Consider the following 24,322-nt stretch of genomic DNA (forward strand, 5'->3'; position numbering starts at 1 on the left):
CGTCATGTTCCGCACCGCACTGCTCGCCCTCGACCTGTCGCCCGCCGAGGGCCCTTTGCTCGGCTGCATGCCTGCGCTGAGGTCTTGGGGCATCGAGCGCGTCGTCGTCGCGCACGTGATCCGGGTCGGCTACGCGCAGGGGCCGCAGTGGCGCGAGGACGAGCGCGCCGTCGACCGCATCGAGGCCGGCGCCGCCCCGCTGCGCGCGGCCGGCCTGGCCGTGGAGGTGCAGGTGCGTGCCGCTGGCGTGCCGGCCGACGCGATCCTCGCCGCCGCTGCCGAGGCGGGGGCGGACCTGGTCGTCATCGGCTCGCGCAGCCACGACGTCGCGCAACGGCTGATCCTCGGCAGCGTGGCGCGCGAGGTCGTCCGCAAGGCCCGGCTGCCGCTGCTGCTGGAATGGGTACGTCCCAGTAATCGAAATACGAGTAGCTCAGCTGAAGCGATTCGGTGAAGTCGATGTTGACGTCGTCGAAGACGAGGTACTCGCACTCGCGGAGGCACTGAATCGTCTTCATGCCGTCCGCACTCCAGTGCCCAAGCTGGTCGTAGCGCTGGACGATCTCTCGGCGCGACCCGAACGGCAAGATCCCCTTGTCGTCCGCATGAAGACTCACCTCAACCTTGAACTGAACCGCACCGGGTTTCGAGGAGGCCTGTTGGCTTGAGTCAGACCGGTATGGTCTGACGGTGAATCGCGCCGGGCTTCGATGAGGCGCGTTGGCGTGGGTCGGACCGGCACGATCCGATCGCGGGACCCACGTGGCCGGTCGTCACGTCGAACGTCTTCGGGCTTGCGTCTTCGGGCTCGCGTCTACGGGCTCGCGCTGGCGGTGGCGGTGGCGATCTCGCTGTTCGGGCTGCACCCGGGCGCCGCTGGCGCCGCGTGGGTGACCGTCGTTCGCACAGCCGCGGTGCGAGCGCTGCCCCGTCGAATTGGTTGCTATTGACAACCGCATGCGCCTGCGGCAGACTGCCCGCCAATTGGTTGCGTATAGCATCTAAATGGACGCCTCCCCGCATCCCGCCGGCGAACTGCTGCGCGAGGTCGCCCGCCTGTACACGCGCGCACAGCGTGTCGTCGCCGACTGCTGTGGCACCACGGCCACGCAGTGCCATCTGCTGACCGAGCTGGGTCGCTCCGGCGCGCTGCCGATGTTCGAGCTCGGCCAGCGGCTGAGCCTGGAGAAGAGCTGGGTCTCGCGCGCCGTCGACGGCCTCGTCGACGGCGGCCTGGTGCGCAAGCAGCCCAACCCGCAGGATGCGCGCAGCTGGCTGGTCACGCTGACCGCCGACGGCCGGCGCCGCGTCGCCGAGCTCAACCGCACGCTCGACAACCACGCCTCGCACCTGCTCGACGGCATGAGTGCCCGCGACCGCGCGGCCGTCGAGAAGTCGCTGCGCCTGTTGCTCGAGGCGCTGCACCGACATCCCGACGCCGTCGCCTGCTGCGTGGCGCCGGCGGCGGACTCCTCGCCCCCCACCCCCCCGTCCTGTGAAGGTACCGAACCATGCCGCTGACCCCGAACCACGCGCTGCGTCCCGCCCGCCCCGACGACTGGGACGCGGTCGCCGCGTTGCTGCGCGCGCACGCGCTGCCGCTCGACGGCGCACGCGAACATCTGTCGACCTTCCTCGTCGCCGTCGCCGGCGACCGCGTCGTCGGCTGCGCCGGCGCCGAGGTGCACGGCGACGCCGCACTGCTGCGCTCGGTCGCGGTGGACCCGGCCTGGCAGCATCGAGGCGTCGGCAGGCAGTTGGTGACACGTCTCGTTGCCGAGGCGTCGCGTCGCGGGCTGCGCCAGCTCGGCCTGCGCACCACCACGGCGGCCGACTGGTTCCGCCGCCTGGGCTTCGAACGACGCCCGCCCGGCGAAGCCCCGGTGGCGCTGCGCGCCTCGGCCGGGTTCGGCGGCGCGTGCCCGGCCGACGCCGCGTTCATGGCGCTCGACCTGGTCGAGGCGCCACCGGCCGCCGCGCCCCACCTCGCCGCGTGGCCGGTGGTCGTGATCGGCGCCGGGCCGGTCGGGCTGGCGGCGGCGGCGAGGCTGATCGAGCGCGGCATCGAACCCGTCGTGCTCGAAGCCGGCGCATCGGTCGGCGCGCACCTGCTCGACTACGGCCACGTGCGACTGTTCTCGCCGTGGCGCTACGACGTCGACGCGGCGATGGCCGCGCAGCTCGAGGCCACCGGATGGCGCGCGCCGCCGCCCGACGAGTTGCCGCTGGCGCGCGAGGTCGTCGAGCGTGTGCTGCAGCCGTACGCCGCGCTGCCGGCGGTGCGGCGCGCTCTGCACCTGCACACACGCGTGACCGCGATCAGCCGCGAGGGCTTCGACAAGGTCAAGAGCGCCGGGCGCGACGCCGCACCGTTCGTCGTGCGTGCCGTGCAGCACGGGCGCGAGCGGGTGTGGCGCGCGTGCGCAGTGATCGACTGCAGCGGCACCTGGGGTTCGCCGAACCCGTTGGGCGCCGACGGGCTGCCCGCCGCCGGCGAGCGCGAGCACGCCGACGCGGTCTTCTACGGCATCCCCGACGTGCTGGGGCGCGACCGCGCGCGCTACGCCGGGCAGCGCACGCTGGTGGTCGGCGCCGGCCACTCGGCGGCCAACACGCTGCTCGCGCTGGCCGATCTCGCCGCCGAGGCGCCGGGCACCGAACTGGTGTGGGCCGTGCGCTCGCCGGCGCCGGCGCGGGTGTTCGGCGGTGGCGCCGCCGACGCGCTGCCGGCGCGCGGCGCGCTCGGCAGCGCGCTGAAGGCCTTGCGCGACGGCGGCGCGCTGCGCTTCGTCGCCGGACTGCGCATCGCCGCGGTGCGCCGCGACGGCGCGACGCTGACGGTCGAGGGCCAGGGCCCCGACGGGGTGCCGATGCGCATCGACGGCGTGCACCAGATCGTCTGCGCCACCGGCCAGCGGCCCGACCTGGCGACCACGCGCGAACTGCGTCTGAGGCTCGACCCCTGGCTCGAGTCGACCGAGGCGCTCGGCCCGCTGATCGATCCGAACGTGCACAGCTGCGGCACGGTGCGCCCGCACGGCCACCGCGAGCTGTCGCACCCCGAGCCCGGCTTCTACACGCTGGGCGTGAAGAGCTACGGCCGCGCGCCGACCTTCCTGATGGCCACCGGCTTCGAGCAGGCGCGCTCGGTGGCGGCGGCGATCGCCGGCGACGTCGACGCGGCCGACCGCGTCGAGCTCGACCTGCCCGAGACCGGGGTGTGTGGCGTCGACCCGTCCGCGCCCGCGCCGGTCACCGCGGGCTTCGCCCCGGCGCCGCTGGCCGCCGGCGACTGCGGGTTGGGCGGCTGCGGCCGGCCCGCCGCGCCGCCGGTGCGCCGCGAGGCGGCGCGCTGCTGCGCCTGAGCCCCGCGCGTGGGGCCGCCGAACCGCGCCGGCGTCGTCGCCGCGCTGGGTGGCGCGCAGACGCTGGCCTGGGCCTCGTCGTACTACCTGCCGGCGCTGCTCGCGGCGCCGATGGCGCGCGAGCTCGGCATCGGCACGCCGGCGGTGTTCCTCGCGTTCTCGCTGGCGCTGGTGGTCTCGGCCGGCGTCGGGCCCGCGGCCGGGCGGCTGATCGACCGCCTCGGCGGCCGGCCGGTGCTGATGGGCACCAACCTGCTGTTCGCCGCCGGGCTGGCGGCGCTCGGCGCGGTGCAGGGCCCGTGGGCGCTGGCGGCGGCGTGGGCGCTGATCGGCGTCGCGATGGGCAGCGGGCTGTACGAGGCCGGTTTCGCGACGCTGGTGCGGCTGTACGGCCAAGACGCGCGCAACAGCATCACCGGCATCACGCTGATCGCGGGCTTCGCCAGCACCGTGGGCTGGCCGCTGTCGGCGTGGCTCGAGGTGCGCTTCGGCTGGCGCGGGGCCTGCTTCACGTGGGCCGCGCTGCACCTGCTGCTGGGCCTGCCCCTCAACGCGCGGCTGCCGCGCGCGCCGGCAACGTCGCGCCGCGACGCGAGGGCGACGAAGGCCGCCGGCAGCGTGGGCGGCGACGGCATGCCGCCGCGTCACGCGACGCGCACCGCGGCGCTGCTGGCCTTCGTGTTCGCCGCGACCTGGTTCATCAGCACCGCGATGGCCGCGCACCTGCCCGGCATGCTGCAGGCCGCGGGGGCGAGCCTCGCGGTGGCGGTGGGGGTCGGCGCCCTGGTCGGGCCGGCGCAAGTCGCCGGCCGGCTGCTCGAGTTCGGTCTGCTGCGCCGCGTGCACCCGCTGCTGTCGGCACGGCTGGCGGCGCTCGCGCACCCGCTGGGGGTGCTGGCGCTGCTGCTGGCCGGGCCGGCGCTGGCGCCGCTGTTCGCCGTGCTGCACGGTGCGGGCAACGGCATCCTGACGATCGCCAAGGGCACGCTGCCGCTGGTGCTGTTCGGCGCCGCGGGCTACGGCGCGCGCCAGGGGTGGCTGATGCTGCCGGCACGCATCGCGCAGGCCGGCGCGCCGTTCGCCTTCGGGCTCGCGCTGGAGCGCTGGCAGGCCGGCGCGTTGTGGCTGTCGGGCGGCGTCGGCCTGACGGCCTTCGTCGCGCTGCTGTTGCTCGGGCGCACGACGCCGCGACCGCGGCCCTGAGCGCGACGCGGCGTGCGCACCGGCGCGCCGGACTCAGCCGAGCCAGGCCTGGATCTCGGCCTTCGTCGGGATGCGCCCGCTGCTGACGAGCCGGTCGTCGATGACCAGCCCCGGCGTCGACAGCACGTCGTAGGCCATGATCGCCGCGAGGTCGGTGACCTTGACGAACTCGGCGTCGACGCCCGCCGCGGCGGCGGCCTCGCGCGCGACGGCCTCGAGCTTGCGACAGTTCGCGCAGCCCGAACCCAGGATCTTGACGGTCTTCATGGTGGACGCTCCTCGTGCGATGGGGGTCAGGCGACGGCCGCGGCTCGGCGCAGGTTCAACCAGCGCAGCACGCCGGCGAGCAGGGCACCGACCGCGGCCAGCCCCAGCGCGATCCAGCCGATGCCGGCGCCGTCGACCCAGGCGCCGAACAGCAGGCCGGCGGCGACGCTGAACACCGCCACCAGCGCGACGTAGGCCGCGGTCTTCGTGCGGCCGAGCACCGCGGCGACCATCAGCATGCTCTGCAGGCTGAGCTCGGGATCGGCCATCAGATAGGCCAGCAGCGGGCCGCGGTGCATGCCGAGGTCGAGGAACATGCGCGCCACCGGCACCTCGACCAGCGTCGGGAAGTACATGAACACGCCGAAGGCCACCGCGCTGGCATTGGCCAGCAGGTCGTTGCGCCCGGCCAGCGCCTGGATCCACGCGGGTCGGATCCACTGCCGGATCACGCCGACGAGGAACACGCCGACGACGAGCAGCAGGAAGATCTGCTTGACGAAGCGCCACGACTCCCACAGCCAGGCGTGGCGCGCGTCGGCGTCGAGCCGCCGCGCGTGGACGAGCACCGCCGCGATGGCAGCGGCCACGGCGAGCGTGCGCCCCGTGAACGCCACCGTGACGCCGCCGGGGTGCACGTGCATCGCGGTCGACGCGACCAGCAGCGTCGAGGCCACCAGCACCAGCGCGGCCCAGGTCCAGCGGTTGGCGCCTTCGACGATGTTCTCCAGGCCCTTCCACGCGGCGACGCCGATCGCCGCGAGCAGCACGATCAGCAGCGAGCCCTGCACGCTCACGCCTTCCTCGCCCTTGGCGGGGTCGAACGGCACCCAGGCGGCGAGCCGTGCCTGCCACGCGCTGGCCCAGTCCAGCGGCAGGTCCAGCGAAGCCACGGCGGCCGTCAGCGGCGACAGCTTGACGGTGCCGGCGATCAGCACCGCGATCAGCGACAGCAGCACCCCGGTGGCGGCGCCGCCGATGCGCGCTTGCGCCGCGAACGCCGAGTCGGTCTGCGCGTCGTGGGCCGCGTCGTCGCGCCAGAACAGCAGCGACATCAGCAGCCCGATGCCGACGCCGAACAGCAGGCACAACAGCACGCGCGCGACGGCGAACTCCGCGCCGAGGATGCTGCCGGTGTAGGCCAGCGCCAGCACGTTGCCGGCCGGCGCGAAGAACAGGAAGGTCACCGCCGGACCCAGCCCGGCGCCCTACTTGTAGATGCCGGCGAACAGCGGGACGATGGTGCACGAGCACACCGCCAGCAGCGAACCGGCCGCGGCCGCGGCCGGGTACGAGACGTGCCCCGCGGCGCCGCGGCCCAGCCATCGCGTCACGCTGGCCTTCGGGATCAGCGCGGCCATCGCGCCGGCGATCGCGAACGCCGGCAACAGGCACAGCAGCACGTGTGCCGCGAGGTAGGCGGCGAGGTTGCCGGCACCGGCGGCGAGGGAATCGGTCACGATCGACATGGTGCGTGCTGAGTGTGTCAGTCGTCGGCAGCGGCAGGCATGCGCGCCAGGCAACGGCGATGACGCTCGTCGACCCGGCGCGCGAACCACTCGGTCGTGAGCTTGCGCGTGAACTTCGGGCTGCGCAGGTCGATGCGCGGCACCACGGCGCGCGGCAGCCCGCGGCGGTCGATGCTCTCGGCGTAGGCGAACACGCGCCCGTGCAGCGTCGTGTGCTCGAAGCCGGCGTCGGCGCCGCGCAACAGGTCGCGGCGGATCGCGGCCTCGCTCATGCCGATGCGCCCGGCCAGCGTGTAGGCCACGCGTTCGGTCTCGCCGAGCGTGGCGCCGTCGCGGGGCAGCAGGTCGCCGTCGATGGCCACGCCGATGCCCGAGGCCACGGCCAGCGCGTTCTGGAACGCGGCGTTGCGGCTCGCGTAGCGCCCGGCGTTGAAGTCGGCGAAGCGGTACAGGGGCTGGTCGTACGGGGCGTCGTAGTCGAGCAGGTGCGCGGTGCCGAAGTACAGCCCGCCGCGGCGGGTGAACACCTCGCTGCGGATCGACCCGGGCTGCGCATAGGGGTAGCGGCGCGTGCGCGCGTGGGCCTCGGCGAACGCGATGCTCACCTGCATCGGCCCGCCGGTGCGCACCGGGTTGTCGTCGGCGAAGAAGCGCCGGCCCAGCGGGACCATGTCGATGAAGTCGTCGAACAGCTCGCTGAGCTCGCGCTCGGTCTTCACCGCGTCGATGCGCTCGGCGTAGCTGCGCCCGTCGGGTGAGCGCAGCGCCAGCGCGGCGCGCACGGCGAACTGCGGCACGCCGGCGGCGTCGGCGCGGCGCTCGATCTCCTTGCGCGCGATCGCAGCCAGCCCCGGCACCGTCGGGTCGGCGCGGAACCCCGACTCCTGCTCGGTGACGGCGAGCACCGCGCACAGGTGCCGCGGCGTCGACGGCAGTTCGAGCGCCGACAGCGCGGCGTGGATGTCGGCCGCCCAGCCGGCGCGGTCGGCGAGCGTGGCCGGCAGCAGGCGCTGCAGCGCCTCGCGCGCCTGCGTCGGACCCAGCCCGGCGGGCCGGTCCACTGCGACGGGCACCGCGCAGCCCGCCAGCGCCGCGGCGAGCGCGATGCCGGTCAGGGCGCGGGTCGCACGGACGGACCGCGGGGACGCGTTTGGCAGCACGCGCGCATTCTGGGCCAAGCCGCGGCGCGCGAAGGCGCGCAGGTCAGTCGTCGTCGTGCTCGATCGAGCGCAGCGCCGTCGCCGCGTCGGGCAGCAGCCCGCGCGGGGTCTGCCGGTGCTGCCAGACGCCGAAGGCGACGACGGCGAGCAGCAGCAGCACCGCCAGGGCGCGCCGGTTGTGGCGGACGAGATCGGGGCCTCGGCCCGGGACGCGCCCGCTGAGCATCGGCAACGCCAGGTTGCGACGCCGCACCGCGCTGAGCAGTGCGAGCACCGTCAGGTGCAGCAGCACGAGCGCGAGGAAGGTGTTGGCGAGGAACTCGTGCACGTCCTCGAACGCGTCGCCGCCCCATTCCTCGTAGGTCGCGTAGCCGCTGAGTGCGAGCGGGCCGGCGAGCAGCAGCATCGCGACGATGGCTGCGGCCATCGCAAGGTGGGCGCCCTGCGGTGCGCTGCGATCGCCGGCGTCCGCGCGCCCGACCAGCGAGCGCAGCCACGCCGGCGCGCCGGCGACACGGCGCCACAGCAGCGACAGGCGCGCGTGGCGCGGCCCGACGAGCCCGTAGACGACGCGCCACGCGAGCAGCCCGGCCAGCGTGTAGCCGAGCGTGACGTGCAGCGCGCGCCAGTGCTCGGACTCGGCGCTCAGCCAGGCGCCGGCGAAGCTCAGCGCGAACAGCCAGTGGAACATGCGCGTCGGCGCGTCGACGACGCGGCGGCTTGGCGCCGGCGCGGCAGCACGTGCGAGGTCGCTCGTGTCGACGGTGGTGGTCGTGTCGGGCATGGCCGGACTCCTCGGGGCGGTCAGTCGTGCAGGGGGCGGTGATCGCGGCGATCGCGGCGCACGAGGCCGCGCGGCAGCCGCAGGTCGTCGTCGTCGAACTCACCGCGGGCGGCGGCAGGGTGGCAGGCGGCGCAGTTCGCGGCCGACTTCACCTCGGGGTGCGCCCAGCTCGCCGCGTCGAGCCTGCGGTGCTTGCGCTCGAACCAGGCGCTGCGCGTGATGCGGTCCTGCGGCGGGTCGTCGTCGCGCACGCGCCGCGAAGAGCCGGCGTGGGCCGCCAGCCAGTCCGACAGCGTGGCGACGGTGGCCGCGTCGAGCGACGCGTCGCTGCCGTAGTGGCGGTCGAGCGAGGCCATCATGCGCCGCCACGACCGTGCCGGCAGCATGCCGGGCGGATAGGCGAGGTGGCACGCCGCGCACTCCTGCGTGTAGGCGCTCGGGACATGCCGCGGGGTCCGGGCGTCGTCGCCGGCATCGGCAGCGGGCGCGGCGGCCAGCAGCGCGATCGCCAGCCAGGTCGAGGGTGCTGTTCGGTGCGTCATCGTCGGTGTCCTGCAGGGGGGATCAGCGCGTCAGGGCGTTCAGGTAGGCGAGCACGTCGGCCTTCTCCGCCGCCGTGCACTCGCGCCGGGCGACGTCGTTGCAGTTGCGGCTGAACCACTTGTCCACCTTGGCCTGGTCGGAGAAGGCGCGCGGGTTGAACGCCGGCGCCAGCGGTTCGATGCGTTTGCCGGTGGCCGCGTGCCGGCCGGCGTCGACCGGCGGATCGCCGTGGCACGAGGCGCACGACCACTCGCCGCCGTGGCGCTTCGTGAAGAACGCGCGCCCGCGTTCGGCCTGCCCCGCGACGCCGGCCTGCGCACTGAAGCGTTCGAGTTGCTGCGCCGGCGTCGTCTCGGCGGCGACGGCGGCGTGGGCCACGACGGCGCACAGCGCCGCCGCGGCCCATCGCGCAGCGTGGGCGAGGGCGGCAGCGCGCGGCGGGAGCAATCGGCTTGTTCGGCGGGTCATGGGATGGCTGCACGGGGCGCGGGCTTCGATGCGGGCATTCTTCGGGCGGCGGCTTGAAGGCCGCATGAAGGCGGCGTTCATCGCGCGTTCAGGCGCGCGTCGCACAATGGGCGCATGAGCGCGTCGCACGTCCGTCTCCACCGCACCGGCGCCGCGAGCACGCCGCGCGGCCGGCGTGCGCGGCTGCCGGGCACGGTCGTGCTCGCGGCGGCGCTGCTGGGGTGCGCGGGCGCCGCGATGGCCGACCGCGACGACCACCAGCGCGTGCGGCAGGCCGTGCTGGCCGGCGAGGTGCTGCCGCTGCCGCAACTGCTCGAGCGCGTGCAGCGCAGCCACCCGGGTCAGGTCCTCGAGCTGGAGCTCGACCGCGAGGACGGGCGCTGGATCTACGAGATCAAGCTGCTGCAGCCCGGCGGCCACCTGGTCAAGCTCGACGTCGACGCGCGCACCGCCGAGGTGCTCAAGCTGCGCGGCAGGGACACACGCGGGCCCGACCGCACGGGGCGCTGACGGTGCGCCGACGCCGGCCGCCGCGATGAGGGTGCTGGTCGTCGAGGACGAACCGGCGCTGCGCCGGCAGCTGCACGCCGCGCTGGCCGACGCGGGGTATGCGGTCGACGAGGCCGCCGATGGCGTCGACGCGCAGCACCTGGGCGAGACCGAGCCGTTCGACGCGGTCGTGCTCGACCTCGGCCTGCCGCGGCTCGACGGGCTGACGGTGCTGCAACGCTGGCGCGCGGGCGGGCGCACGATGCCGGTGCTGATCCTGACCGCGCGCGACAGCTGGCACGAGAAGGTGGCCGGCATCGACGCCGGGGCCGACGACTACCTCGCCAAGCCGTTCCACACCGAGGAACTGCTGGCGCGGCTGCGCGCGCTGATCCGGCGTTCGCAGGGGCTGGCGTCGCCGCTGCTGCGCTGTGGCGCGATCGAGCTCGACACGCGCAGCGGCCGCGTCACCGTCGACGGCCGGACGGTGGCGCTGACCTCGCACGAGTACCGGCTGCTCGCGTACCTGATGCACCGCCCGGGTCGCGTGGTGTCGCGCACCGAGCTGACCGAGCATCTGTACGCGCAGGACTTCGAGCGCGACTCGAACACCATCGAGGTGTTCGTCGCGCGGCTGCGGCGCAAGCTGCCGCCCGACACGATCGAGACCGTGCGCGGGCTGGGTTACCGGCTGGCGCTGGGCGCATGAGGCGGCGCCGCGGCGCGCGGCGCTGGTCGCTGCACTGGCGACTCGTCGCCGCCACCTCGGTCGCGGCGTCGGTGGCGGTGCTGCTCGCCGGATGGGTGCTCGCCGGGCTGTTCCGCGACCACGTCACGCGCCAGTTCGTCGACACGCTGACGACGCAGCTCGACCAGGTCACCGCGCGGCTCGAGCGCGGCGCCGAGGCGCGGCCGACGCTCGACACGTCGGCGCTGAGCGACCCGCGCTGGTCGCGGCCGTACTCGGGGCTGTACTGGCAGGTCGACGTCGCCGCCGCCGGCGGGGTGCAGCGCGGCGTGCTGCGCTCGCGCTCGCTGTGGGACGCCCAACTCGAGGCGCCGCGCGACGCGGTCGCCGACGGCGAGGTGCACGTGCACGAGGTGGCCGGCCCCGGTGGCGCGACCTTGCAGCTGGTCGAGCGCACCGTGCGCGTCGACGCCACCGGGACGGCCGACCCGGGTCACTGGCGCGTGCTGGTGGCCGCCGACCGGGCCCCCGTCGACGCCGCGGCGGCGCGCTTCAACGCCGTGCTCGCGGCGTCGCTGGCGGTGCTGCTGGTGCTGCTGGTCGCCGCCGCGGCGGCGCAGGTCGGCGTCGGGCTGGCGCCGCTGCGCGGGCTGCAACGTGCACTCGGCGCGGTGCATGCCGGTCGCGCGCAGCGCCTCGAAGGGCGGTTCCCGTCGGAGGTGCAGCCGCTGGTCGAGGACTTCAACGCCGTGCTCGGGCGCAACGCCGAGGTCGTCGCCCGTGCACGCACGCAGGCCGGCAACCTGGCGCACGCGTTGAAGACGCCGCTGGCGGTGCTCGCGCAGGCGGCGCAGGCGGCGCGCGAGCGCCCCGAGTCGCTGCCCGCGCTGCCGCGGCTGGTCGACGAACAGGTGCTGGTCGCGCGGCGCCAGGTCGACTGGCAGCTGGCACGGGCGCGCGCCGCCGCCGCGCAGGGCGTGCCCGGCGTGCAGGCCGCGGTGGCGCCGCTGGTCGACGGGCTGGTGCGCGCGATGTCGCGCGTGCACGCGCATCGCGAGCTGCGCTTCGACACGCGCGACGTCGACCGCGCGGTCGTCTTCGCCGGCGAGGCGCAGGACCTGCAGGAGATGCTCGGCAACGTGCTCGACAACGCGTGCAAGTGGGCGCGCGGTGCGGTGCGCGTGTCGGCACGGCGCTGCGGCGACGACGCCAGGCCGATGCTGTGCGTGACGGTGGAGGACGACGGCCCGGGCATCGACACGGCACGCCGCGAGCGCGCGCTGGCGCGCGGCGAGCGGCTCGACGAGTCGGTGCCGGGCAGCGGGCTCGGGCTGGCGATCGTGCAGGAACTGGCGGCGCTGTACGGCGGCGCACTGACGCTCGGGGATGCGTCGCTCGGCGGGCTGCAGGTTGCGCTGACGCTGCCGGCGGTCGCCGGCGAGCCGTCGCGGTGAGCGGCGCCCGCCGTCGCCGCCGGCCCGGCGTTCATGCGGCGTTCAGCGCCGCGCAGGCACAGTGAACCTGCAGTCAGTTCACGCACTGCGACATGCACAAGGAGTCCCATCATGCGCAAGTTTCCCCTCATGCCCTCGGTGACGCTGGCCGCCGCGCTGGTCGCCGCGGGCGCCTTCGTCGCCCCCGGCTTCGCGCAGCCGTCGGCGACCGCGCCGGCCGCAGCGGCCGCCGCGGCGCGGCCGGTGCTCGACATCGCACAGGTGCACGCCCGGCTCGAGGCCGCGGGCTACCGCGACATCGTCGAGATCGAGCGCGAGCGCGACCGCTACGAAGTGAAGGCGCTCGACGCCGAAGGACGTCGCGTCGAGCTCGACGTCGACGCGTCCACCGCCGAGGTGCGCAAGACCGAGGTCAAGGGCAGCGCGCGCGCGCCGCGCCCCGACGCGTCGGCCGCCGCGACGCCGGCGCCGTTGACCCTCGCGCAGGTGCACGAGCGCGTCGCCGCCGCCGGCTACCGCTCGATCGAGAAGATCGAACGCGAGCGCGACCGCGTCGAGGTCAGGGCGCTCGACGCCGAGGGCCGTCGCGTCGAGCTCGACGTGGACCCGCTCACCGCGCAGGTGCGCAAGGTCGAGACGAAGTCCGAGCGGCGCCGCACGCCGTGACGCGCGCCCTCGCGGTCACACGCGCAGGCTGCGCGGCGACAGGTAGGCCTCGAGGTAGGCGTCGAAGGGCAGCGTGTCGCCGGCTTCGCGCGCACGCTGCTCGGCGATCGACGCCTCGGCCTGTCGCCTGAACTGCGCCTCGGTTGCCGCGTCGAGCGGCGGCTCGAGCAGCGACGCGCGCGTGCGCTCGCCGCACGCGAGCCCGAAATCGAGGAACGAGCCGCCGTGAGCGTCGAGCGTGCGCGCGAGCACGCGGGCCGACGGCGTGTCCTGCGGCCGGTCGAGCAGCGCCAGCGCGTGTCGCAGCGCCTCGCGGTGCGCGGCGCCGCCGTGCGCCGCGTCGAGCCCGTCGGCGATCGGCTTGCAGGCGCCGAGGATCTCGGCGGCCCACTCGACGAGCGGCACCTCGCGGCCGTCGCGCTCGAGCCGCAACCCCGGTTCGCGGCCGCGCGCCGCGGTGGCCTGCTGGTTGCGCGCCAGCGCCTCGCGCTCGGCCGGCGTGTCGGGCGGGCTCGGCGACAGCAGGCAGTGCAACAGGAACACGTCGAGCAGGTGCATCGTCGACGCGCCGATGCCCAGCGGCTCGAACGGGTCGAGGTCGAGGCAGCGCACCTCGATGTACTCGATGCCGCGTTCGCGCAGCGCGTGCAGCGGGCGCTCGCCGGTGCGGATGCGCCGCTTCGGGCGGATCGTCGCGTAGAACTCGTTCTCGATCTGCAGCAGCGTCGGCGCCAGCTGCAGGTGCTCGCCGCCGGCGTGGCGCACGCCGATCGCCTCGTAGGGTGGGTACGGCGTGGTCAGCGCCTGCTCGAGCGAGCGGCAGTAGCCCTCGAGGTCGTTGTAGCTGACGGCGATGCACGACTGCGCGTCGCTCTGGTAGCCCAGCCGCCCCATGCGAAGCGACGTCGCGTGCGGCAGGCCGAAGGCCCGGCCGATCGGTGCCAGGTCGTGCGTGCGGCCCTCGACGAAGCTGGCCAGCACCAGCGGCGACGCACCGAGCAGCCACAGCAGCACGAAGGCGTGGCGGCGGAAGTTGCGTATCAGCGCGAGGTAGTCGTCGTTGCCCAGCCCGGGCAGCGACCAGTTGTAGTGGATGCCGCAGATCGTCTGCATGCGCCGCCCGTAGCGGTGCGCGAGGCCGCGGCGGTAGACGGTCTTTGCGCGGCCGACGTTGGACACGCCGTAGCGGCCGATCGGGATCTCGTCGTCGGCGGGCAGCTCGCACGGCATGCTCGACACCCACAGCCGCTCGTCGCCGAGCGCGGGCACGACGAAGCGGTGGATCTGCCGCAGCTCGTGCAGCGTCGCGTCGACGCGCGTGTGCGCGGCGGTGATCAGCTCGAGCTGCGACTCGCTGAAGTCGGTGGTGATGCTCGGGTGCGTCAGCGCCGCGCCGAGCGCCGGCGGATGCGCCGTGAGCGCGAGCCGCCCGGCGGCGTCGCAACGCAGGCTCTCCTTCTCGATGCCGCGGCGCATGCCGCGCAGGCGCTCGGCGCCGATGGCCTGCAGCGCACGCTCGAGCGCCGCCGCGTTCGTCGTCATGCGCGTCGCCATGTGCGGCGTCATGAGCGCGCGCGGCGGGGCGCCGTCCCGGCCGGCGCCTCGTGTGTCGATGGTGGTCGCATCGCTGTTTCCTCCTGCGTGCCGGCGTGCACCGGCGGCCCGCGGCGGGCGCGCGACGCGCGCCCATCGTGCCCAGCGTAGCCGAAGCCGCGCCGGCGCGCTCGCCCGCGTCGCGAAGGGCCTGCGCGGCCCGGGCGCCGCGATCAGCCCAGCGCGGCGACCGCGCGCGCCGCGATCTCGTCGACGCTGCCGACGCCGTCGATGCGCAGGTAGCGCGGCGCGGCGTCGTCACCGCTGGCCTGCCAGCGCGTGTAGTACTCGACCAGCGGACGCGTCTGCGCGTGATAGACCTGCAGACGGCGGCGCACGGTGTCCTCGCGGTCGTCGTCGCGCTGGATCAGGTCGTCGCCGGTGACGTCGTCCTTGCCGGCGACCTTCGGCGGGTTGAACTTGACGTGGTAGGTGCGCCCCGAAGCCGGGTGCACGCGCCGCCCGCCCATGCGCTCGATGATCGCCTCGTCGGGCACGTCGATCTCGAGCACCACGTCGAGCTTGACGCCGGCGGTGCGCATCGCCTCGGCCTGCGGGATCGTGCGCGGGAAGCCGTCGAACAGGAAACCGTTGGCGCAGTCGCTCTGGGCAATGCGCTCGGTGACCAGCGCGACGATGATGTCGTCGCTGACCAGCTGGCCGGCGTCCATCACCTTCTTGGCCTGTGCGCCCATGGCAGTGCCGGCCTTGACCGCGGCGCGCAGCATGTCGCCGGTGGAGATCTGCGGAATGCCGTAGCGCTGGCAGATGAAGGCGGCCTGCGTGCCCTTGCCGGCACCGGGCGGTCCGAGCAGGATGAGTCTCATGGGGGTCTCGTCGTTGGTGTTGGCGTCCGACGGTGCGGGCGTCGGCCTTCGGCGGGCCGCGAAGGAGGTCCGATCGAGAATATCACGCGCACCCCTGCGCCAAGCTGACGCGGGGCGGGCCTTCGGCGGGCCCGTCAGCGCCCCCAGAGCTCGCGCGCCTGCGCCGGATCGGCGCACAGCGCGCGCACGCGCGCCAGGTCCTCGGGCGTGTCGACGCCGGCGCCCGGCGCCTGCGTCGCGACGTGCACCGCGATGTGCTCGCCGTGCCACAGCACGCGCAGCTGCTCGAGCGCCTCGACCGCCTCCAGCGGCGCCGGCGCCAGCTTCGGGAAGCGGCGCAGGAACGCCGCGCGGTACGCGTACAGCCCCACGTGGCGCAGCGGCGCCGGCCGCGGCAGCTCGCTGATGCCGCGCGCGAAGCCGTCGCGCCACCACGGCAGCGGCGCGCGGCTGAAGTACAGCGCGCGCGACGCCGCGTCGGTCACGAGCTTGACGACGTTCGGGTTGACGAAGTCGGCGACGTCGCCGACCGGGTGCGCCGCAGTGGCCATCACGCATTCGGGGCGCGCGTGCAGCAGCGCCGCACAGGCGTCGATCAGCGCCGGGTCGATCAGCGGCTCGTCGCCCTGCACGTTGACGACGATCGCGTCGCCGCCGAGCCCCAGCCGTTCGCAGGCCTCGGCCAGGCGGTCGCTGCCGCTGGCGTGGTCGCCGTGCGTGGCCAGCGCGCGCACGCCGTGCGCCTCGCACGCGGCGACGATGCGCGCGTCGTCGGCGGCGACGACCACCGCCGCGGCCGACGAACGCGCCGCGCGCTGCGCCACGCGCACGACCATCGGCGCGCCGGCGAGGTCGGCCAGCGGCTTGTCGGGCAGGCGCGTCGACGCCAGCCGCGCCGGGATCAGCACCGTGAATGCCACGCCGGCTCAGGGCGTCGGCGGCGCTTCGAGCGGGCGCGCCTCGTGCTCGAGCATCACCGGGACGCCGTCGACGATCGGGAAGGCCAGGCGGTCGGCGGCGCAGGTCAGCTCGGTGGGCCGCATCTGCGCGTCACGCTGCAGTTCGAGCGGGCCCTTGCACACCGGGCACACCAGCAGTTCGATCAGGCGGTGGTCGAGGGTCATCGTCGTCTCCCGTCGAGCCGCTGCACGGCGGCGCCGAGCGCGGCATCGAAGGCGGCATCGAAGGCGAAGTCTAGCCTCGCCACCCACAGGCGCGTCGCGCCCAGGCGCTGCGCGTCGATCTTCACGGCGTCCTTCTCGGTGACGATCACGCGCGGCGTGTCCGGCGGCCAGGGCAGCGTCGCGTAGCCGTGGTGGTCGGGCAGCGCCAGGCGTTCGATCGTCAGGCCCTGTGCCTCGAGCATCGCGAAGAACCGCTCGGGTGCGGCGATGCCCGCCGCGGCGACGATCGGCGCGTCGCGCAGCGCGGCCAGCGCCGCGCCGGTCGCCGGCTCGCCGCGCCGCCAGGCGTCGAGCTCGACGGCGCCGGCCAGCGTGCGCTGCGCCAGCGCGCCGGGCCAGCGCGTGGTCGGTGCGGTGGCGTTGTAGAGCACCAGCGTGTGCGGCGGCACGGTGGCAGGCAGCGGTTCGCGCAGCGGGCCGGCCGGCAGCGGCAACCCGTTGCCGGCGCCGCGCTCGTCGAACACGACGATCGCCAGGTCGCGCTGCAGTTGCGGGTGCTGCAGCCCATCGTCGGCAACGACGACGTCGACGCGGGGGTGGGCCTGCAGCAAGTGCCACACGGCGGCGACGCGGTCGCGCGCGACCACCACCGGCGCGCCGCCGCGCCGCGCGATCAGCAGCGGCTCGTCGCCGACGTCGTGCGCCGTCGCCGCGGCGTCGACCTCGCGTGGCGCACCGCCGTGGCGGCCGTAGCCGCGCGAGATCACGCCCGGGGTCCAGCCGCGCGCGCGCAGCCAGTGCACGAGCGCGACGACGGTCGGCGTCTTGCCGGCGCCGCCGACGATGAGGTTGCCAACGACGACCACCGGCACCGGCAACGCCGTCGCGCCGCGCCAGCGCCACCAGGCGCGGTGCAGCCGCGCGACGCCGAGGTACAGCCACGACAGCGGTTGCAGCGCGCGCGCGAGCGCGCTGGGGCGCGCTCGCCACCAGTGGCGCTGCAGCAGCGCGGCGACGCCCATCGGGCGCGCGCCGTCAGCGCCCGCCGCTGTCGGTCTGGGCGGCGAAGGTCAGCCGCGCCAGCCCGGCGCGACGTGCGGCGTCGAGCACGTTGATCACCGACTGGTGCGCGGCCGTGGCGTCGGCGCTGACGATCACCACCGGGTCGCGCTTGGACTGCGCTGCGGTGGCGAGCGCCGCCGTGAGCGCCTCGACGGCAGCGCCGGCCACCGGCTGGCGGTCGACGAGGTAGCGCCCGTCGGCGCCGACCGTGACGACGATCTCGCCCGGGCGCTCCTGCAGCCGCTCGGCGTCGGCGGTGGGCAGGGTCAGCTGCAGCTCGGTGAAGCGCGAGTAGGTGGTGGTCAGCATCAGGAAGATGAGGATCACCAGCAGGATGTCGATGAACGGGATCAGGTTGATCTCCGGTTCGTCGGCGCGGTGCTTGCGGAAGTTCATCGCTCGCGCTCGCCCGGGTGCGCCGGCGCGCGCACCGCGAAGCGCATCAGGTGCGGCACCAGCCGCTCGGCGGCCTGCTCCATCTCGAGCGTGAACTCGTCGACGCGGCCGCGAAAGAAGCGGTAGAACATCAGCGCCGGGATCGCGACGATCAGGCCGAACGCGGTGTTGTACAGCGCGATCGAGATGCCGCGACCGAGCTGCTCGGGGTTGGTCGCGACGCCCGAGGCGCCCTGCGCGGCGAAGATCTCGATCATGCCGACGACCGTGCCCAGCAGGCCGAGCAGCGGCGCGGCGGTGGCGATCGTGCCCAGCGTGTTCAGGTAGCGCTCGAGCGCGTGCACCGCGCGGCGGCCGGCGCTCTCGAAGGCCTGGCGCAGCGCCTCCTCGGAGATGCGCGGCTCGGCGACGACGCTGCGCAGCCCGGCGGCGAGCACGCTGCCGAGCACCGAGCTGGCGGCGAGCTTGTTGACCACGTCGGCGCCGGGCAGGCTGGTGCGCGTCACGCCGATCACCTCGTCGACCAGCGTCGGTGGCGCGACGCGCTGGTAGCGCAGCGTCAGCAGCCGCTCGATGACCAGCGCCAGCGCGACGATAGAGCAGATGATCAGCGGCCAGATCGGCCAGCCGGCAGCTTGGATGATCGAGATCAACGGCGTCCTCGTCGTTCTTCGGCGCCCACGGGCACCAGGGCTCGGGCCCGCGCAGGGCCTGCGGCGCGCGCGATTATGACCGCCGGTGCCGGTGCCGGCCGCGTTGATCTGTCCGGTCTTTCGCCCACAATCCACCGCTTCTGTGGACAACATTGTGGGCAACCCGGCCCGCACGGGCGCAAAGCCGCGCGAGCACGGGCACTGCGCCAGTTTGCATCACGATTGAGCAGGAAAAACGCGTTGCGGATCAGAGGCTTGCACGGAAATGACAGGATCGTGACGGGGCTGCGCGGAGGTTGCCGATGCGACCGCTGACTGTGGAGTTCTCGCCGGCCCGGGCGAGGCGGCGGGATGGCTGAGGCCGCTGCCGGCCCGCGCCGCTGGAGCGTCGCCGCGCTGCTGCTGGCCGTCGGCGATGCGCTGGCGGCGCGCTTCGGCGCGGTCGCCGTCGACGGCGAGCTGTCGGCGTTCTCGCGCGCACCCAGCGGCCACTGCTACTTCACGCTGAAGGACGGCGACGGCGCCGCGGCGACGCTGCGCTGCGCGATGTTCCGCCGCGCCGCGGCGCTGCTCGACTTCGCGCCGCGCGACGGGCAGCAGGTGTCGCTGCGCGGCCGGCTGGCGCTGTACGAGCCACGCGGCGAGCTGCAACTGATCGTCGAGTCGATGCGCCCGCTGGGCGCCGGCGCGCTGTACGAGCAGTTCCTGCGCCTGAAGGCACGGCTCGAGGCCGAGGGGCTGTTCGACGCGGCGCGCAAGCGAGCGCTGCCGTCGTTCCCGCGCGCCGTCGGTGTCGTCACCTCGCTCAACGCGGCGGCGCTGCACGACGTGCTCAGCGCGCTGGCGCGACGTGCCCCGCAGGTGCGTGTCGTCGTCTACCCGAGCCCGGTGCAGGGCGCCGAGGCGCCGGCGGCGCTGGTCGATGCGATCGCCGCCGCCGGCCGGCGGCGCGAGGTCGACACGCTGATCGTGTGCCGCGGCGGCGGATCGCTCGAGGACCTGTGGGCCTTCAACGACGAGCGCGTCGTGCGTGCCGTCGCCGCGTCGCCGATCCCGGTGGTGTGCGGCGTCGGCCACGAGACCGACGTCACGCTCGCCGACTTCGCCGCCGACCTGCGTGCGCCGACGCCGACCGCGGCGGCCGAACTCGCGGCGCCGGCGCGGCGCGACGCGCTCGACCGGCTCGCCGCGCTGGCGCAGCGCCTGCGGCGGCCGTTGCGCCGGCAGCTCGACCAGCACGCGCAGCGGCTCGATCAGCGCGCGCTGCAGCTGGCGCGGCCGTCGGCGGCGCTGGCCGCGCAGCGGCAGCGGCTGGCGCTGCTCGAGCAGCGTGTGGGGGCGGCACTGCGCCAGGTGCTGCAGCGCTCGCGCGCACGCGACCCGCTGCTCGCCGCGCGGCTCGGCGCTGCACTGCATGCCGCGCTGCAGCGTCGCCAGGCGCGGCTCGACGCGGTGCAGGCGCGGCTGGCCGCGCTCGACCCGAGGCAGGTGCTGGCGCGCGGCTACGCCTGGGTCACCGACGAGGCGCGGCGGCCGATCGTCTCGGTGGCGGCGCTGCAGCCGGGCCAGCGCGTGCACGCGGTATGGGCCGACGGCGAGGCGCTGGCGCAGCTGCTGCAGGTGCGGTACGACGCAGCGGTGCGCGACGCCGGCTGAACGCGTGCGCGGCGCAGGGCCATCGCCGCTGCCGCGGCGACGCGCCCGGGGCACGCTGCCTACAATCCGGCGCTTGCCACCCCGAGGGGCCCGCGCTTGTGCGTGGCACCTTCGACCACCGACGAGGAACGACACATGGAACACACGCTGCCGCCACTGCCGTACGCCATCGACGCGCTGGCCCCGCACTACAGCCGCGAGACGCTCGAGTTCCACCACGGCAAGCACCATAACGCATACGTGGTGAACCTGAACAACCTGCAGAAGGGCACCGAGTTCGAGTCGATGTCGCTCGAGGACATCGTGCGCAAGTCCAGCGGCGGCATCTACAACAACGCCGCGCAGATCTGGAACCACACGTTCTTCTGGAACTGCATGAAGCCGGGCGGCGGCGGCGAGCCCGCTGGCGCGCTGGCCGCGGCGATCAACGCCAAGTGGGGCGGCTACGCGGCGTTCCGCGAGGCCTTCGTGAAGAGCGCGGTCGGCAACTTCGGCTCGGGCTGGACTTGGCTGGTCAAGAAGGCCGACGGCAGCGTCGACATCGTCAACATGGGCGCCGCCGGCACGCCGCTGACCACCGGCGACCGGCCGCTGCTGACCGTCGACGTGTGGGAACACGCCTACTACATCGACTACCGCAACCTGCGCCAGAAGTTCGTCGAGACCTTCCTCGACAAGCTCGTCAACTGGGACTTCGTGCAGAAGAACTTCGGCTGACCGACGCGGCGCGTTCAGCGCGCCGCGTCGAAGGGCGGCCCCGCGAGCCTGAAGCCGGGGCCGATGGCGCGCCTGGCGAACCAGCCCTGGTTCATCTCCAGCGCGTAGCGCACCGGGCGGGCAGAGCAGTGCGAGTCGAGCGACTGCGGCTGCATGTCGGCGAGGTTGACGATCGTGCCGTCGTCGGCGACGAAGGCGATCGACAGCGGCAGCAGCGTGTTCTTCATCCAGAAGCACTGCGTGGCCGGCGCGTCGAAGACGAACAGCATGCCTTCGTGCGCCGCCATCTCGCGGCGGTGCATCAGCCCGATGGCACGCTGCTCGGGCGTGTGCGCGACCATCGCGACGATGTTGTGCATGCCCGCGCGCAGGTTCGTCGTGGGCAGCCGCTGCGGCTGCTGCGCGGCCGCGCTGCCGACGGCGAGCGCGGCGAGCCACACGGCGCGGCGCCACCACGACGCGACGATACCGGTGGGGGTGGGGGCGAAGTACTTGACGTATATCATGCGACGGGCGCCGGTTCCGACTAGATTATCGACCGACCCCGGCGGTGCCGTCCGGGCGTGCCCCCGCCGATGACCCCGCCTGCCGCCGTCCTGCCTGCCGAACCCGCGCCCGCGGGCGGGGAGACGCCGTCGCACGCACCGGCGTCCGAGCCCACGGCCGCCGGTCAGTCGACGCTGCGCATCAGCGGCATGTATTGCGCGGCCTGTGCCGGGGTCATCGAGGCGGCGCTGCGGCAGGTCGACGGCGTCGCCGAGGCGCGCGTCAGCGCTGCCGCCGAACGTGCCACGGTGCGCTGGGAGCGGCGCGGGCAGCCGGCCGCGCTGATCGCCGCGGTGCGCCGCGCCGGCTACGACGCCGCGCCCGACGCTGCCGCGCCGGCTCGCGCGCTGCGCCGCGCCGAGTCGCGGCAGGCGCTGTGGCGCCTGTTCGTGGCCTGGTTCTGCATGATGCAGGTGATGATGCTGGCGTGGCCGAGCTACGTCGCCGCGCCGGGCGAACTGCCCGACGACCTGCGCCAGCTGCTGAACTGGGGCGCCTGGGTGCTGAGCCTGCCGGTGGTGTGGTGGTCGGCAGCGCCGTTCTTCGCCGGAGCCTGGCGCAGCCTGCGCACGCGGCGCATCGGCATGGACGTGCCGGTCGCGATCGGCGTGGCGGTGACCTTCGTCGCCAGCACCGGTGCCACGTTCGCGCCGGGCGGCGCTTTCGGGCACGAGGTGTACTTCGACTCGCTGACGATGTTCGTCGCGTTCCTGCTGGCCGGGCGCTGGCTCGAGATGCGCGCACGCCACCGCGCCGCCGCGACGCTGGAGACGGCGCTGGCCGCGGTGCCGCGCAGCGCCCGGCGGCTGGGCGACGACGGCAGCGTGCAGCGCGTCGACGTCGACACGCTGCGCCCGGGCGACGTCGTGCAGGTGCCGCTGGGCGAGGCGTTCCCGGCCGACGGCGTGCTGCTCGACGGCTCGACCGCCGTCGACGAGGCGCTGCTGACCGGCGAGTCGACGCCGCAGGCGCGCGGCGGCGGCGACGCGCTCGTCGCGGGCAGCGTCAACGTCGGTGCGCCGGTCACCATGCGCGTCGAGCGCGTCGGCGCCGACACGCGCTACGAGGCGATCGTCGCGCTGATGCAGCAGGCACTGACGCAGCGCCCGGCGCTGGCGCGCGCCGCCGACCGCTGGGCGGTGCCTTTCCTGTGGGCAGTGCTGCTGCTGGCCGCGGGCGCGGCCGCGGCATGGAGCCTCGTCGATCCGTCGCGCGCGCTGTGGGTGGCGGTGTCGGTGCTGATCGTCACCTGCCCGTGTGCGCTGTCGCTGGCGGCGCCGTCGGCGATGACCGCCGCGGCCGGGGCGCTGGCGCGCGACGGCGTGCTGCTGGCGCGACTCGACGCGCTCGAGCCGCTGGCGCAGGTGCGCTGCCTGTTCGTCGACAAGACCGGCACGCTGACCGAGGACCGGCTGCAGCTGTCGGGCGTGCGCCTGCACGGTGCGGACCGCGGCGAAGCGCGTGCACTGCAGCGCGTGGCGGCGTCGCTCGCGGCGCACTCGACGCACCCGCTGTCGCGCGCGCTGGCCGAGGCCACGCCCGGCGCGCCGTCGCAGACGTGGCACGGGCTGCGCGAACTGCCGGGGCAGGGCCTCGAGGGCGTCGACGCCGACGGCCGCGTCTGGCGCCTGGGCCGCGCCGGCTGGGCTGCTGGCCACGACGTCGTGCCCGACGAGGCGCTGCGGCTGGTGCTGGGCCTCGACGGCCGCGCGGTCGCGGGCTTCGCCTTCGACGAGCGCCTGCGTCCGGACGCCGCCGACACGCTGCGCCAGCTGCGCGCGCAAGGCGTCGAGGTGCGGCTGCTGTCGGGCGATGCACCGCAGCGCGTGGCCGTGCTGGCGGCGCGGCTGGGCGCCGAAGCGCCGGCGGTGCAGGGGGCCGCCACCCCCGAGGACAAGCTGGCCGCGGTGCGCGCCGCGCAGGCCGGCGGCGCGCGCGTGGCGATGGTCGGCGACGGCGTCAACGACGCGCCGGTGCTCGCGCAGGCCGACGTGTCGTTCGCGATGGGGCAGGGCGCGCTGGCCGCACGTGCCGCGGCCGACGCGATCGTCGTCGGCAACCGGCTCGCGGGCATCGCGCGCGCGCGGGCGCTGGCGCGGCGCACGATGCGAGTGGTGCGCCAGAACATCGTGTGGGCCGCGACGTACAACGCGGTGTGCATCCCGCTGGCGCTGACCGGGTGGCTGCCGCCGTGGGCCGCAGGGCTGGGCATGGCGCTGAGTTCGCTGCTGGTGGTCGGCAATTCGATGCGCCTGGCGCGCTGAGCGGCGGGTCGCGACGCCGATGGATATCCTCTACCTGCTGATCCCGCTGTCGGCGGTGCTCGTGCTGGCGATCATCGGGGTGTTCGGCTGGGCGTTGCACAACGACCAGTTCGACGACCTCGACGACGAGGGAAAGCGCATTCTCGAGGGCGACGCCGCGACGGTTGACACCGATCAATCCGTCGCTGCGGGGGTTCCAGAACAATCGCCGAAAACTTGAACCAGGTCATCGCATCGTAGGAAGGAGAGATCGGATGGCAACTGCGGCAAGCGCGACGGCGCCGGGGGTGAGAACCTCGTCGGGCGCGGTGTACGACGACTGGGTGGTGCGCGCCTTCGCGCTGGCCGCCGTGCTCTGGGGCGTGGTCGGCATGCTGGTGGGCGTGATCATCGCCGCCCAGCTGGCCTGGCCCGAGCTGAACCTGGGCATCCCGTGGCTGAGCTACGGCCGCCTGCGGCCGCTGCACACGAACGCGGTGATCTTCGCCTTCGGCGGCAGCGCATTGTTCGCGACCAGCTACCACGTCGTGCAGCGCACCTGCCAGACGCCGCTGTTCGCGCCGGCGCTGGCCAAGTTCACGTTCTGGGGTTGGCAGGCGGTGATCGTGCTGGCGGCGATCACGCTGCCGCTGGGCTACACGCAAAGCCGCGAGTACGCCGAGCTGATCTGGCCGGTGGACCTGCTGATCGCGGTGGTCTGGGTGTCGTACGCGGTGGTGTTCTTCGGCACCATCGGCATTCGCAAGGTGCGCCACATCTACGTCGCGAACTGGTTCTTCGGCGCGTACATCATCGCGGTGGCGCTGCTGCACATCTTCAACAACATCCAGATCCCGACCAGCCTGACGCACTCGTACTCGGTCTACGCCGGCGTGCAGGACGCGATGGTGCAGTGGTGGTACGGCCACAACGCGGTGGGCTTCTTCCT

General features: G+C 74.4%; 26 protein-coding genes and 1 pseudogene. 13 read left to right on the top strand and 14 right to left on the bottom strand.

All coding sequences use genetic code 11. From position 1 onward, the window contains the following. The first annotated feature begins 4 nt into the window (after nt 1-4). From PKC53_RS13495 to PKC53_RS13510, 4 genes are all read left to right on the top strand, one after another. Nucleotides 5-454, top strand: a complete 450-nt coding sequence (locus tag PKC53_RS13495; protein ID WP_324429436.1) for a universal stress protein — start codon at nt 5-7, stop codon at nt 452-454. Nucleotides 455-1,005: 551 nt separating this feature from the next. Then, entirely contained in the window at nt 1,006-1,521 is a 516-nt protein-coding gene (locus PKC53_RS13500) for a MarR family transcriptional regulator (protein ID WP_324429438.1), read from the top strand. Beyond that, nucleotides 1,512-3,365 (top strand): arsenic resistance N-acetyltransferase ArsN2, encoded by a 1,854-nt coding sequence (gene arsN2, locus PKC53_RS13505; protein ID WP_324429440.1) that lies wholly within the window; start codon nt 1,512-1,514, stop codon nt 3,363-3,365. The genes PKC53_RS13500 and arsN2 overlap by 10 nt, the downstream gene beginning before the upstream one ends. 9 nt (nt 3,366-3,374) lie before the next feature. Then, nucleotides 3,375-4,568 (top strand): MFS transporter, encoded by a 1,194-nt coding sequence (locus tag PKC53_RS13510; RefSeq protein ID WP_324429442.1) that lies wholly within the window; start codon nt 3,375-3,377, stop codon nt 4,566-4,568. Between the two features lie 33 nt (nt 4,569-4,601). Here PKC53_RS13510 and PKC53_RS13515 read toward each other — a convergent pair whose 3' ends face one another. The 6 genes and pseudogenes from PKC53_RS13515 to PKC53_RS13540 form a co-directional block, all read right to left on the bottom strand. Further along, entirely contained in the window at nt 4,602-4,835 is a 234-nt protein-coding gene (locus tag PKC53_RS13515) for a thioredoxin family protein (protein WP_324429444.1), read from the bottom strand. A 26-nt stretch (nt 4,836-4,861) separates the two neighbouring features. Beyond that, nucleotides 4,862-6,304 (bottom strand): annotated as a pseudogene (locus tag PKC53_RS13520) (permease). Nucleotides 6,305-6,321: 17 nt separating this feature from the next. Next, a complete protein-coding gene (locus tag PKC53_RS13525; protein ID WP_324429446.1) occupies nt 6,322-7,377 on the bottom strand; it encodes a DUF1615 domain-containing protein in 1,056 nt (351 codons plus the stop codon). A 130-nt stretch (nt 7,378-7,507) separates the two neighbouring features. After that, the gene (locus PKC53_RS13530) at nt 7,508-8,248 is read right to left on the bottom strand and encodes a cytochrome b/b6 domain-containing protein (protein WP_324429448.1); all 741 of its coding nucleotides are present in this window, start codon (nt 8,246-8,248) and stop codon (nt 7,508-7,510) included. Between the two features lie 20 nt (nt 8,249-8,268). Beyond that, nucleotides 8,269-8,790, bottom strand: a complete 522-nt coding sequence (locus PKC53_RS13535; protein ID WP_324429449.1) for a diheme cytochrome c — start codon at nt 8,788-8,790, stop codon at nt 8,269-8,271. A 22-nt stretch (nt 8,791-8,812) separates the two neighbouring features. After that, complete coding sequence (locus PKC53_RS13540; RefSeq protein ID WP_324429484.1) at nt 8,813-9,259, bottom strand: DUF1924 domain-containing protein; 447 nt, start codon at nt 9,257-9,259, stop codon at nt 8,813-8,815. Between the two features lie 114 nt (nt 9,260-9,373). On the opposite strand from PKC53_RS13540, the gene PKC53_RS13545 reads away from it, so the two are divergent. The 4 genes from PKC53_RS13545 (at nt 9,374) to PKC53_RS13560 (ending at nt 12,556) form a co-directional block, all read left to right on the top strand. Beyond that, entirely contained in the window at nt 9,374-9,769 is a 396-nt protein-coding gene (locus tag PKC53_RS13545) for a PepSY domain-containing protein (RefSeq protein WP_324429451.1), read from the top strand. 25 nt (nt 9,770-9,794) lie between these two features. Beyond that, on the top strand, nt 9,795-10,457 hold the full coding sequence (locus PKC53_RS13550) for a response regulator transcription factor (protein WP_324429453.1): 663 nt from the start codon (nt 9,795-9,797) through the stop codon (nt 10,455-10,457). Beyond that, complete coding sequence (locus PKC53_RS13555) at nt 10,454-11,890, top strand: ATP-binding protein (RefSeq protein WP_324429455.1); 1,437 nt, start codon at nt 10,454-10,456, stop codon at nt 11,888-11,890. Before PKC53_RS13550 ends, PKC53_RS13555 begins: the two co-directional genes overlap by 4 nt. A 111-nt stretch (nt 11,891-12,001) precedes the next feature. After that, nucleotides 12,002-12,556, top strand: a complete 555-nt coding sequence (locus PKC53_RS13560) for a PepSY domain-containing protein (RefSeq protein ID WP_324429457.1) — start codon at nt 12,002-12,004, stop codon at nt 12,554-12,556. A 15-nt stretch (nt 12,557-12,571) separates the two neighbouring features. On the opposite strand, the gene gshA is transcribed toward PKC53_RS13560, so the two are convergent. The 7 genes from gshA to PKC53_RS13595 all read right to left on the bottom strand — a co-directional run bounded on the left by gshA (nt 12,572) and on the right by PKC53_RS13595 (nt 18,211). Beyond that, the gene (gene gshA, locus PKC53_RS13565) at nt 12,572-14,098 is read right to left on the bottom strand and encodes a glutamate--cysteine ligase (protein ID WP_324429459.1); all 1,527 of its coding nucleotides are present in this window, start codon (nt 14,096-14,098) and stop codon (nt 12,572-12,574) included. Between the two features lie 224 nt (nt 14,099-14,322). Beyond that, entirely contained in the window at nt 14,323-14,976 is a 654-nt protein-coding gene (gene adk, locus PKC53_RS13570; RefSeq protein WP_324429461.1) for an adenylate kinase, read from the bottom strand. Between the two features lie 134 nt (nt 14,977-15,110). Next, nucleotides 15,111-15,896 (bottom strand): 3-deoxy-manno-octulosonate cytidylyltransferase, encoded by a 786-nt coding sequence (gene kdsB, locus PKC53_RS13575; RefSeq protein ID WP_324429463.1) that lies wholly within the window; start codon nt 15,894-15,896, stop codon nt 15,111-15,113. Between the two features lie 6 nt (nt 15,897-15,902). After that, nucleotides 15,903-16,100, bottom strand: a complete 198-nt coding sequence (locus PKC53_RS13580; RefSeq protein ID WP_324429465.1) for a Trm112 family protein — start codon at nt 16,098-16,100, stop codon at nt 15,903-15,905. Further along, nucleotides 16,097-17,122 carry a tetraacyldisaccharide 4'-kinase gene (gene lpxK, locus PKC53_RS13585; RefSeq protein ID WP_324429467.1) on the bottom strand — a complete coding sequence of 342 codons (1,026 nt, stop codon included), beginning with the start codon at nt 17,120-17,122 and terminating at the stop codon, nt 16,097-16,099. Before lpxK ends, PKC53_RS13580 begins: the two co-directional genes overlap by 4 nt. A gap of 13 nt (nt 17,123-17,135) precedes the next feature. Then, nucleotides 17,136-17,558, bottom strand: a complete 423-nt coding sequence (locus PKC53_RS13590) for a biopolymer transporter ExbD (RefSeq protein WP_324429469.1) — start codon at nt 17,556-17,558, stop codon at nt 17,136-17,138. After that, nucleotides 17,555-18,211 (bottom strand): MotA/TolQ/ExbB proton channel family protein, encoded by a 657-nt coding sequence (locus PKC53_RS13595; protein WP_324429471.1) that lies wholly within the window; start codon nt 18,209-18,211, stop codon nt 17,555-17,557. The genes PKC53_RS13590 and PKC53_RS13595 overlap by 4 nt, the downstream gene beginning before the upstream one ends. A 351-nt stretch (nt 18,212-18,562) precedes the next feature. On the opposite strand from PKC53_RS13595, the gene xseA reads away from it, so the two are divergent. Further along, nucleotides 18,563-19,867 carry an exodeoxyribonuclease VII large subunit gene (gene xseA, locus PKC53_RS13600; protein WP_324429473.1) on the top strand — a complete coding sequence of 435 codons (1,305 nt, stop codon included), beginning with the start codon at nt 18,563-18,565 and terminating at the stop codon, nt 19,865-19,867. Between the two features lie 135 nt (nt 19,868-20,002). Then, nucleotides 20,003-20,584: a Fe-Mn family superoxide dismutase gene (locus tag PKC53_RS13605; RefSeq protein ID WP_324429475.1), complete on the top strand. Its 582-nt coding sequence runs from the start codon at nt 20,003-20,005 to the stop codon at nt 20,582-20,584. 14 nt (nt 20,585-20,598) lie between these two features. Here the strand turns inward: PKC53_RS13605 and PKC53_RS13610 are convergent, their stop codons facing one another. Then, nucleotides 20,599-21,090, bottom strand: a complete 492-nt coding sequence (locus PKC53_RS13610; protein ID WP_324429477.1) for a DUF192 domain-containing protein — start codon at nt 21,088-21,090, stop codon at nt 20,599-20,601. A gap of 69 nt (nt 21,091-21,159) precedes the next feature. Here PKC53_RS13610 and PKC53_RS13615 point away from each other — a divergent pair, with 69 nt between their 5' ends. From PKC53_RS13615 to PKC53_RS13625, 3 genes are all read left to right on the top strand, one after another. After that, nucleotides 21,160-23,394 (top strand): cation-translocating P-type ATPase, encoded by a 2,235-nt coding sequence (locus PKC53_RS13615; protein WP_324429479.1) that lies wholly within the window; start codon nt 21,160-21,162, stop codon nt 23,392-23,394. A gap of 19 nt (nt 23,395-23,413) precedes the next feature. Next, complete coding sequence (gene ccoS, locus PKC53_RS13620) at nt 23,414-23,614, top strand: cbb3-type cytochrome oxidase assembly protein CcoS (RefSeq protein WP_324429481.1); 201 nt, start codon at nt 23,414-23,416, stop codon at nt 23,612-23,614. A gap of 67 nt (nt 23,615-23,681) precedes the next feature. Then, nucleotides 23,682-24,322: cbb3-type cytochrome c oxidase subunit I (locus tag PKC53_RS13625; RefSeq protein ID WP_324429483.1), on the top strand; the 641-nt coding region annotated here is incomplete at its 3' end.

The organism is Azohydromonas sp., assembly GCF_035325925.1.
Classification (GTDB): domain Bacteria; phylum Pseudomonadota; class Gammaproteobacteria; order Burkholderiales; family Burkholderiaceae_C; genus Calidifontimicrobium.